At 61.0% G+C, this 10,140-nt stretch carries 7 protein-coding genes and 2 riboswitches; of the genes, 4 read left to right on the top strand and 3 right to left on the bottom strand.

Translation table 11 applies throughout. The features are described 5' to 3' along the window. Nucleotides 1–86: 86 nt before the first annotated feature. On the bottom strand, nucleotides 87–1,490 hold the full coding sequence (locus tag ACI2JZ_RS17630; protein WP_404598738.1) for an LLM class flavin-dependent oxidoreductase: 1,404 nt from the start codon (nucleotides 1,488–1,490) through the stop codon (nucleotides 87–89). Nucleotides 1,491–1,547: 57 nt separating this feature from the next. Further along, the gene (locus ACI2JZ_RS17625) at nucleotides 1,548–2,879 is read right to left on the bottom strand and encodes an acyl-CoA dehydrogenase (RefSeq protein WP_332488315.1); all 1,332 of its coding nucleotides are present in this window, start codon (nucleotides 2,877–2,879) and stop codon (nucleotides 1,548–1,550) included. Between the two features lie 15 nt (nucleotides 2,880–2,894). Further along, nucleotides 2,895–2,986, bottom strand: a riboswitch (SAM riboswitch). 267 nt (nucleotides 2,987–3,253) lie between these two features. Beyond that, nucleotides 3,254–3,355, top strand: a riboswitch (SAM riboswitch). Between ACI2JZ_RS17625 and ACI2JZ_RS17620 the strand changes: the two genes are divergently transcribed. The 4 genes from ACI2JZ_RS17620 (at nucleotide 3,355) to acs (ending at nucleotide 8,162) form a co-directional block, all read left to right on the top strand. Continuing rightward, on the top strand, nucleotides 3,355–4,182 hold the full coding sequence (locus ACI2JZ_RS17620) for an ABC transporter ATP-binding protein (RefSeq protein WP_404598737.1): 828 nt from the start codon (nucleotides 3,355–3,357) through the stop codon (nucleotides 4,180–4,182). It overlaps the preceding riboswitch by 1 nt. A gap of 85 nt (nucleotides 4,183–4,267) precedes the next feature. After that, nucleotides 4,268–5,290, top strand: coding sequence for an aliphatic sulfonate ABC transporter substrate-binding protein (locus ACI2JZ_RS17615; RefSeq protein ID WP_404598736.1), 1,023 nt, complete (start codon nucleotides 4,268–4,270; stop codon nucleotides 5,288–5,290). Nucleotides 5,291–5,359: 69 nt separating this feature from the next. Further along, entirely contained in the window at nucleotides 5,360–6,124 is a 765-nt protein-coding gene (locus ACI2JZ_RS17610; RefSeq protein WP_404598735.1) for an ABC transporter permease, read from the top strand. A gap of 76 nt (nucleotides 6,125–6,200) precedes the next feature. After that, on the top strand, nucleotides 6,201–8,162 hold the full coding sequence (gene acs, locus ACI2JZ_RS17605; protein WP_404598734.1) for an acetate--CoA ligase: 1,962 nt from the start codon (nucleotides 6,201–6,203) through the stop codon (nucleotides 8,160–8,162). 80 nt (nucleotides 8,163–8,242) lie between these two features. Here the strand turns inward: acs and ACI2JZ_RS17600 are convergent, their stop codons facing one another. Then, the gene (locus ACI2JZ_RS17600) at nucleotides 8,243–10,114 is read right to left on the bottom strand and encodes a BCCT family transporter (RefSeq protein WP_404598733.1); all 1,872 of its coding nucleotides are present in this window, start codon (nucleotides 10,112–10,114) and stop codon (nucleotides 8,243–8,245) included. Nucleotides 10,115–10,140: the final 26 nt, after the last annotated feature.

The following is a 10,140-nucleotide window of genomic DNA, read 5'->3' as shown; positions in this document are numbered from 1 at the left end:
GTCGATCAGGGAGGTGAAAAGCACCCGCTCGGCAATCCAGCCGAGCGGGTGCTAACCCATGCCTACTTGACAATTACGGGCACATATCAGGCCTGCGCGGCCATCCGGTTGGAGATCTTGTACCGGGCTGCGCGGTGGGTGTCCTTCACGCGGTCGCCGGCGCCGAACATCTTGTGGCGCAGCGAGCCCTCGGTGTATTCGGTCTTGTAGACCCCGCGCGCCTGCAGCTCGGGAACCACGTACTCGACGATGTCCTCGAAGGTGCCCGGAGTGACAGCATAGGCGAGGTTGAAGCCGTCCACGTCGGTGTACTCCACCCAGTCGATGAGCTTCTCGGCTACCTCGGCGCCGGAACCGACGGAGACCGGGCCGAATCCGCCCACGCCGATCCATTCGGCCAGCTGGCGGATGGTCCACGGCTTGCCGGTATCGCCGCTGGCCTTCTTGAAGGTTTCCACCGAGGACTGGATGGCGTTGGACTTCACGTCGTCGCCGATGACATCGTCGGGGCCGTAGACGGACATGTCGATGCCGGTCCAGCCCGACAGCAGTGCCAGCGACCCCTCGATATCCACGTAGGAGCTGTAGTCCTGGAACTTCGCCTGGGCCAGTTCGGTGGTTTCGGCGGTGATGATGGTCTGCATGGCGAAGACCTTGATGTCGTAGCGGCCACGCCCGGCGGCCTCGGCAGCGTCACGGATCTTGCTGACCGCTTCCTTCAGCAGGTCGCGGGTGGGGCAATTGACGAAGATCGCTTCAGCGTTCGACGCGGCGAACTCGGTGCCGCGCTTGGAGGCGCCGGCCTGGTAGATCACCGGGGTGCGCTGGGTGGACGGCTCGGTGATGGCGATGCCCGGAACCTTGAAGTACTTGCCTTCGTGCTCGATCGGGTGCACCTTGGCCGGGTCGGTGTAGATGCCGGTGGCCTTGTCATTCTGCACCGCGTCGTCTTCCCACGAGCCTTCGAGCAGCTTGTAGACCACCTCGAGGTACTCATCGGCGTGGTTGTAGCGCTCGTCGTGCTCCATCTGGTCTTCCTGGCCCATATTGCGGGCCGCCGATGGCAGGTAGCCGGTGACGACGTTCCAGCCCACGCGGCCGTTGGTCAGGTGGTCCAAGGTGGCCAAGCGGCGGGCGAAAGCGTACGGGTGCTCATAGGCGGTACCTGCGGTGACGCCGAAGCCGAGGTTCTCGGTCACAGCGGCCATGGCGGAAACCAGCATCATCGGGTCGTTGACCGGTGCCTGCGCGCCGGAGCCCAGCGGGGTCACGTTGGTGCCCTTGTACACGTCGTAGGTGCCCAGCACGTCGGCGAGGAACAGTCCGTCGAACTTCCCCTTTTCCAGCACCTTGGCCAGGTGCGTCCAGTAGCCCAGGGTGTTGTAGGTCGAGGCCTTGTCCTGCGGATGGCGCCACAGGCCCGGCGACTGGTGCACCACGCAGTTCATGTCGAATGCGTTGAATAGGATCTCGCGCTTGTTCTCGCTCATGGCTTTGCCCCCATAGGTCGGTAATCGTGGAAAGTTGCTGGTTTGCGTCGCAGGCCCTCAAGCCCGCTGGGTTGAATCTTCGCCGGTGACGGACAGCCGCTGCGGCTGGACCCCGTTGATCTCGTAGTCCCCGACGATGCGCGCCTTGTAGATCGCCGGGTTATGGGTGGCGATGGTGCGCGCATTGCGCCAGTGCCGGTCCAGGTTGCAGCCGCTTCTGGTGGACGAGGCTCCCAGTCCGTCGAAGAGCTTGCTGGTCACGCCGATGGCCAGTGGCTGCACCACGGTTTGCGCGCGGTTGGCGGCCAGCTCGCATACGGCGTAGCGTTCCTCGTCGTTCAGTCCCGGATCGCCCAGGGCCGCCTCGACTTCGAGTACCGCGCCGATCACCACGGAGTCGGCAGCGAAGGACTCCGCGGAAACTTCGCCCACCAGCTGGAGGACCTGGGGTTCCTGGTATACCGGCACCCCGGTTCCGGTGGTGAAGATGCGGGTGCGCGCCTGCACCGCGTGACGCAGGTCGTTCAATGCGGCGCGGGCGATGCCCGCCTGCACGGCCATGAGAACCAGCTGGAAGATCGCCGCTTCGGAGTCATTGGTCTGCTGCGGCATGAAGCAATCCACCGGGACCTGGTGGAATTCGGTGGTGCCGGTTCCGGTGAGGCCCTGGCCGAACCCATCCCAGTCGTCGAGGATCTTGACGCCGCTGCGCTGGGTGGAGACCACGGCGATCTGGCGGCCGGCGAGCTCCGGGTGGGCCACGGCAACGGTGGTCCAGTCGGCAAAAATGGTGCCGGTGCAGTAGTACTTTTCACCGTCGATCACCCAGCGCCCGTCCACGGTGCTGGCCTTGGTGTTCAAGGTGCCCAGGGCGTTGCCACCGCGTTCGGTGTAGGCGTTGCCGATAATCTGCCCAGCAGCGATGCGAGCGACCCACTTCTTGCGCAGCTCTTCGTCCTCCAGCGCCAAGACGTTCTCGACGAATGCGATATGCGCACGCCACAGCTGGCCTACGTGGGAGTCCGCCTCGGACAGCTCGATGAGCAGACGGAAGACATCCACCAGCCGTGCGCCGTAGCCCCCGTCGGCAACGGAAAGGCGCAGCGCACCGAAACGCTCGCGATTCAGCAGGCCTACCTGCTCGAAAGGAAGCACGCGGTTCAAGTCGCGGTCCTTGGCTGTCGCGGCGATCTGCGCAAAAACGGGACGGAAAATTTCGGCCAGCCGGTCGTATTGCTCATCCGCACTTGGTCCGGGGGTGATTTTCAGCAATTGCCTGGTCGGCAGCTGTTCTTCAAACTTGTCCAGGTCCATTGTGGTGGCCTGCGAAGGGTCACTGAGCTGGTTGAAGTCCAGTCCGAGGGCATTGTGCGATTCACCAATAGGCATCAGGGTTCTCAATTCTTTCCATCGGTCCTGGCGGTAGCACCGTCCCGCTATTGGGGTGGTTGCTGCGGCGTCGTGGAGCCAGATCTCTCAGCCGCTCTGGATGGGTCGTAATTCATTTGTAACGGTAATAAACCGGCGTTTCCAACCCGCGAAGTCACATTTCGTCCCAGTGCCGGCAGTGCCCATCTTCAAATTTCACAGCCTAATCCGCGTCCTGCCGAAGATGAGTTGCAAAGTTTTGCTTAATGTCGAGCAAACCGGCCTGCAATAAAATAAATAACGAAATTTCTGGGCAATGTGACGTAGTTGTCGAAGATTTTTTCATATTACGCAAGATTTGCGTTCAAATCGTTCGACTCGTTGTAATGGACACGTAACCATCCCGAGCGGCCGAGAGATCTGGCTCCACGACGCCGCAGCAACCACCTTTGGAGTTTTGCTCTGCAGGCCGGTGCTACCGCCAGGAACGATGGAGATGAACATGACTCTTTCCTTTGCAGCGCCCGAGGCAGCTCCCGTTGCCTCAGCTTCAAGCGCCCTGGACGTGCAGTTCAGCAACGTGTCGCGAACCTTCACCACCAAGATGGAAAGCCGCACCGTTCTGACCGATATCAACCTGCAAATTCCAGCAGGTCAAGTCGTGGCCATTCTTGGAGCCAGCGGTTGCGGAAAATCCACGCTGCTGCGTTCAGTATCGGGCTTGGACCACCCCACCACCGGCACCATCCGCACCGGCACCCGCGAGGTCACCGGCATCAACGAGTTATGCGCCGTTGCCTTCCAGGAGCCCCGGCTGCTGCCATGGCGCTCGGTTCGCCAGAACATTGCACTGGGCCTGGCACCGGAAACCGATAAGCGCGCCGGCAACTCGCTGATCGATGAGTTGATCGAGCTGACCGGTCTGAGCCATGCAGCCAGCTTGCGCCCACGCGAGATCTCCGGAGGCATGGCGCAACGGGTTTCGCTGGCTCGCGCGCTGGCTCGGCGCCCGGGTGTATTGCTTCTTGATGAACCCTTCGGCGCCCTCGATGCGCTGACACGCTTGAAGATGCAGGATCTGCTGCTCTCGATTCACGCATCGTTCCCCACCACTGTTCTCATGGTGACCCATGATGTGGACGAGGCGTTGACTTTGGCTGACCGCGTGATTGTTCTGGGGCGAGGCGCTGGGCATAGTGCAGCGGGCGTCATCGAGGATCTGTCCATCTCAGCTGTGCATCCACGCCGGCATACCGATGAAAAGTTCGTTGCAGATCGCCTGCACCTATTGCGCCTGCTCGGCGTCGACCCAACCAACCATTAGTCCCGGCCACGCCGTGGGTCCCGAACCATTCGTCCCCTTTGCCTTTTCACCTACACCGCTTGCACGCACAATTCTAGGATTCTCCATGCTTTTGAACCGTCTCACCCGCCGCACTGCATTGTCCGCCGCCGCCTTGATCGTTGGCGCAGTTGCCCTGACCGGCTGTGCTGGCGAAAACGCTACAGCCTCCTCGGATGGTCAGACCCTGTCCATCGACTTTGCCACTTACAACCCGCTGAGCCTGGTACTCAAGGAAAAGGGATGGTTGGAAGCAGCCGCCAAGGAGCAGGGCGTAAATGTCGAATGGATCCAGTCCGCTGGTTCCAACAAGGCCAATGAAGCTCTTCGCGCCGACGCAATCGATGTTGGTTCCACAGCCGGTTCCGCTGCGCTCCTGAACCGTTCGAACGGTGCACCCATCAAGACCATCGCACTGTATTCGCAGCCGGAATGGGCGGCCCTGGTAGTGGATAAGGACTCGAAAATCGAGTCCGTTGAAGATCTCGCTGGCAAGACCGTGGCCGCTACAAAGGGCACCGACCCATACTTCTTCCTGCTGCAGGCGCTGGAATCCGCGGGCTTGAGTGAAGCTGACATCAAGCTGCAGAACCTCCAGCATGCCGATGGACGTACCGCCCTGGCCAACGGCTCGGTTGATGCCTGGAGCGGTTTGGATCCGATCATGGCCGCTGCCGAAAAAGACGGCGCGCAACTGGTTTACCGGAACTTGGATTTCAACACCTACGGTGCGCTGAACGCTCGCGAAGACTTCATTGAGCAGAGCCCCGAACTCGCCCAGCTCGTTGTCGATGCCTACGAAAAGGCTCGTGGCTGGGCAGCTGACAATCCCGAGGAAACCGCAGAAATCCTGGCCGACGTAGCAGGGCTCGAACCAGGAGTTGCTGCCACCGTCATTGAGGAACGCTCCAATCTGGACGTTCCGGCAGTTCCCGACGCCAAATTCACTGGAGTCCTGAGCAAGATTGCTCCCACGCTGGTCGCTAGCGGCGATGTCTCGGAGCAGGAATCCGTTGATGAAGCTCTGGAAACCCTCATCGATGACCAGTTTGCCGTCAAGGCAGACGCAACAAAGATCTCCGGAGAGTAACCAGCCATGAGTCCCTCTAACGTGGCTGGAACCCGCGGAAGCCAAACACCTGCCAAGCAGAAGGCCAGCATGGCCGCAACGATCCTGCGTGCCCCGAAATGGCTGCTTGCGCTGGTCTTGCCGCTGACCACCCTGGCTGTGTGGCAATTTGTCACCGTTACCGGAATCGTTGCTCCGTGGACACTGCCAACTCCGGGTTCAGTGGTTTCTGCTGCCATTGAGCTCTTCCAGGATGGCGAACTCGGAAAGCACATCGGCATCTCCACTCAGCGTGTTCTTCTCGGTTTCGCCTTCGGATCATTGCTGGGCTTGGCGCTGGGTGCGCTTGTCGGACTGTCCAAATTGGCAGATGCATTTCTGGGACTGAGCATCAGCGCCCTGCGTGCAGTCCCTTCCTTGGCTTGGGTTCCGCTGCTGGTGCTCTGGATGAAAATGGGTGAAGATTCCAAGGTCACACTCGTGATCATTGGTGCCTTCTTCCCGGTCTTTACCACCGTCGCCTTGGCGTTGCGCCATGTCGATGCCCACCTGGTCGAAGCAGCCCGCTCCTTCGGGTTGAAGGGATTGAAGCTGCTGCGCACCGTCCAGCTGCCCGCAGTGGTCCCTTCGATCTTCTCCGGCCTGCGTTTGGCACTAGCCCAAGCTTGGCTCTTCCTGGTCGCAGCCGAACTCCTCGGCGCGTCAATGGGCCTTGGCTTCTTGCTCACCGACTCGCAGAACAACGGCCGATTGGACCGCCTGATCATGACCATCGTGCTGCTGGCCGTCTTTGGAAAGATCACCGATGCCCTGCTGTCGATAGCAGAACGCTGGGCTATCAAGCGCTGGACCTGAAACCGGACCCGCTAATACCCGCTAGTACCCGCTAGTACCCGCTGACAAAGCTACCCCTCACCAAAGAAAGTTTGCGATGACCACCGAATTGGCAACAACCTCAACTCAAGTTTCAGAGGCAGCACGCCAGGAATTCTGGGACGAAGCGGCGAACCTCTTGGATTGGGACATCCCGTGGCACACCACCAGCCGCATCATTCCGGCCGATCCGGATGCCAAGCGCGGACCGGAAATTTCTTGGTACCTCGGCGGCAAGCTGAACGCCGCAGTGAACTGCGCCGACCGCCATGTAGCTGCGGGACGCGGGCAGAAGGTCGCACTGTATTTCGAAGGCGAGCCCGGAGACCGGGTAGCCGTCACCTACAAGAATTTGCAGGAGCGGGTCTCCCAGGCAGCCAACGCCTTGGAATCCCTGGGTGTGGTGAAGGGCGACCGCGTGGTCATTTACCTGCCGGTGCTCATTGAAACAATTGTCATCACCTTGGCTTGCGCCCGCATCGGCGCCATCCACTCGCTGGTCTTCGGCGGGTTCTCCGCCGAAGCGCTGAGGTTCCGCGTGGAGGACACCAAGGCAAAGGTCCTGGTCACCACCGACGGCCAGTTCCGCCGCGGCACTTCGGTTCCGGTCAAAGGCAACGCCGATGCGGCCGTTGCCGGCGAGAACGAAATCGAAAAGGTCCTGGTTATCCGCCGCACCGGCGACGAAATCCCGTGGACCGAAGGCCGCGACATCTGGTGGCATGAGGTGGTTGATACCCAGTCCACCGAGCACCACGCGCAGGCATTCGATGCGGAAACACCGCTGTTCATCATGTACACCTCGGGAACCACCGGCCAGCCGAAGGGCTTGGTGCACACCACCGGCGGGTACCTGACGCAGGCGGCCACCAGCTACAACCTGCTGTTCGCCAACCCGGACGAATCCCAGCGCGCCAAGGACGTGCACTGGTGCACCGCCGACCTCGCCTGGGTCACCGCGCATACCTACGAGATCTACGGCCCGTTGGCCAATGGCGTCACCCAGGTAATCTACGAGGGCGTCCCCAGCGCCCCGCACCCGGGCCGCCACTTCGAGGTCATTGAACGCTACAAGGTCACCAGCTACTACACCGCTCCCACCTTGGTCCGCTCGTTGATGGGCTGGTTCCCGGACGGCATCCCCGCTCAATACGATCTGTCCTCGGTGAAGATCGGCGGCACTGTGGGTGAAGCCGTCAATCCCGAGGCATGGAAATGGTTCCGCCAGCAGATCGGCCGGGACAGCGAAGCAGGACTGCCGATGGTTGACACCTGGTGGCAGTCCGAATCCGGCGCGACCGTGCTTTCCCCCCTGCCGACCGATGGACATTTCAAGCCAGGCTGCGCCGCACGCGCGCTGCCGGGCATCTCGGTGGACATTGTTGACGATGGCGGCCTGAGCGTGCCGGCCAACCAGCAGGGCAATATTGTCATCACGCGCACTGGCCCGTCGATGGCCCGTACCGTATGGGGCAACCCGACGCGCTACTACACCAGCTACTGGGAACAATACGTAGAGCAGGGCTGGTTCTTGGCTGGCGACGGTGCCCGCTTCGATGAGGACGGCGATATCTACATCCTGGGCCGCACCGACGACGTGATCAATATTTCCGGCCATCGGCTTTCCACCATTGAAATCGAATCGGCATTGGTCACCCACCCCGGCGTGGTGGAAGCCGGCGTCTGCCCCACCCCGGATTCCAAGACCGGACACGCTGCAACTGCCTTCGTGGTACCGCTGGACAAGACCCTGGTTGCCGAGTCGCCTGACGAGCAGCTCGTTGCACGGCAGGCCGAATTCATTGCTGAACTCCGCAATACCGTCGCGGTGCAGATCGGCCCGATTGCCAAGCCGCGGGAAATCGTCTTGGTTCCAGATGTGCCCAAGACCCGTTCGGGCAAGATCATGCGCCGCCTGCTCACCCAGCTGTTCGAGGGCACCACGCTCGGCGACACAACGAGCCTGCAGAATGAGCCGTGCATTCCGGAGATCAACGCGATCTGCCGCGCGCGCGGCTAATCGCTGCTCCCAGGCCCCTTGGGGTTAAACAAATGAAGCTTCTTCCCCGGCGGGGGAAGAAGCTTCATTTGATTTGCCGGTTAGGAATCCCCGGTCGTTGGCTTCTGGCTCTGGCCATCGGCCGCAGTGTTCTTGCCGTCCTGCACCGGGTCAGCGGCGGCTTCGGTGGCGAAGAGCTTCCCTTCGGAGGCCTTGCCCTCGGCACTGACCAAAGGAATTTCGGTGGTCATCAAGCTGAACTGGCTGCCCTCATGGCGGTCAACCGCTTGGCCCACGGACTGCTCCAGGACCTTTCGAGCCACCTTGCCGCGAAGCACCAGCGGATCCTTGCTCAGGTCCTTCCACAACGCCACGCAGAGCAGGAGCATCACAATCACGAATGGCAGCGCCGAAACAATGGTGATGTTCTTCAGCCCGGTCAATGCCTCCGCCGGATGATCGCCGCCAGCCAGCAGCATCACCGCGGCCACAGCGCCGGTGGCCACGCCCCAGAAGATCACGGCCTTCTTGGATGGCTCTTCAGCGCCGCGTTCGCTGAGCGCACCCATCACGATCGAGGCCGAGTCTGCGCCGGTCACGAAGAAGATTGCAATCAGCAGCACGGTGACGACCATCAGCACGGTAGCCATCCAGCCCGACAGCGGGAGGCGCCCAAGCATGTCGAAGAGGATCAAATCGAAGTCGATATCTGGTACGCCGTCAACAATGCTGGCCAGCTTTTCCCCGGTTTCCCCGGAGCGTTCAGCGCGTTCCTGAATACCGATTGCGCCACCGCCGAAGATTGCAAACCAAATCAGGGTGACACTGGATGGAACGAGCAGCACGCCGGTGACGAACTGGCGAATAGTGCGGCCACGGGAAATGCGGGCGATGAACAAGCCTACGAATGGGCTCCAAGAGATCCACCATGCCCAGTAGAAGACAGTCCACGAGGACAGCCAATCAGACATTGCGCCATCGCCGGCAGCCGTACGCGAAGCCATCTCCGGCAAGTCGCCGATGAAAGCGCCAATGGCATTGGGAATGACGTTCAGGATGAACAGAGTTGGGCCGCCAATGAAAACGATCAATGCGATGATCAATGCCAATACCATGTTGGTGTTGGACAACCACTGGATACCTCGCTCGATGCCGGAAACGGCAGAAGCGACAAACAATGCCGTCAGAATGCCAATGATGATAACCAGAACGCCGGAGCCGACCTTCTCCATCATCCCGGTGGCCTGGATGCCGCCGCCAATCTGCAATGCGCCCAGACCCAGCGAACAAGCCGAGCCGAAGAGGGTGGCGATGATGGCCAGGATATTGATGGTGCGCCCGCCCCAACCATGGATGGCGCGGTCGCCGAAGATCGAGCTGAACATGGCTGAGAAAAGCTGGGGGCGTCCCAGCCGGAAGCTGCCGTAAGCCATGCCCAAGCCAACGATGGCGTACATGGCCCATGGGAATAGGGTCCAGTGGAAGAGCGTGGTGCCCATGGCGGTGCTCAGGGCATCACTGGTGGAACCTTCCACCGTTCCCGGAGGAGGCGACATGTAGAAGTACAGCGGCTCGCCTACGCCGTAGAAGACCAAGCCGATGCCCATGCCGGTTGCGAACATCATCGAGATCCACGAGACCGTGGAGAACTTTGGCGTCTCGCCGTCCTTGCCCAGCGGGATGCGTCCGAAGTTCTTGGCCGCTACGACGATGGCGAAGACCGCGAAAACCGCGGCAGCGATGACAAAAAGCCAGCCAGTGTTGGTGATAACCCAATCAAGGGCCGCACTGGAGGCCTTGCCCAGCCCTTCCGGGGTAGCGAAACCCCAAATGATAAATGCCAGCGCTAGAACGCCGGCAATTCCGAATACCCAGTAATCCGTACCGGAAAGTGAGTACTTCTTAGGTCGTCTGTGACGAACTGAATGCAGTTCCTCGACGAGGTCTACGATTGATTGATCCGTCTGCTTCATTGCGTTCTTCCTTCACTGGTGAGATC

Origin of the sequence: Microbacterium sp. NPDC087868, assembly GCF_044900755.1 — a bacterium.
Classification (GTDB): domain Bacteria; phylum Actinomycetota; class Actinomycetes; order Actinomycetales; family Microbacteriaceae; genus Microbacterium; species Microbacterium galbinum.
This window is presented reverse-complemented; position numbering and strand designations above follow the sequence as displayed.

Coding starts and splice junctions, on each gene's coding strand:
- ACI2JZ_RS17630 (WP_404598738.1), bottom strand. CDS start 1,490: ATGAGCGAGAACAAGCGCGAGATCCTATTCAACGCATTCGACATGAAC.
- ACI2JZ_RS17625 (WP_332488315.1), bottom strand. CDS start 2,879: ATGCCTATTGGTGAATCGCACAATGCCCTCGGACTGGACTTCAACCAG.
- ACI2JZ_RS17610 (WP_404598735.1), top strand. CDS start 5,360: ATGGCCGCAACGATCCTGCGTGCCCCGAAATGGCTGCTTGCGCTGGTC.
- ACI2JZ_RS17615 (WP_404598736.1), top strand. CDS start 4,268: ATGCTTTTGAACCGTCTCACCCGCCGCACTGCATTGTCCGCCGCCGCC.
- ACI2JZ_RS17620 (WP_404598737.1), top strand. CDS start 3,355: ATGAACATGACTCTTTCCTTTGCAGCGCCCGAGGCAGCTCCCGTTGCC.
- acs (WP_404598734.1), top strand. CDS start 6,201: ATGACCACCGAATTGGCAACAACCTCAACTCAAGTTTCAGAGGCAGCA.
- ACI2JZ_RS17600 (WP_404598733.1), bottom strand. CDS start 10,114: ATGAAGCAGACGGATCAATCAATCGTAGACCTCGTCGAGGAACTGCAT.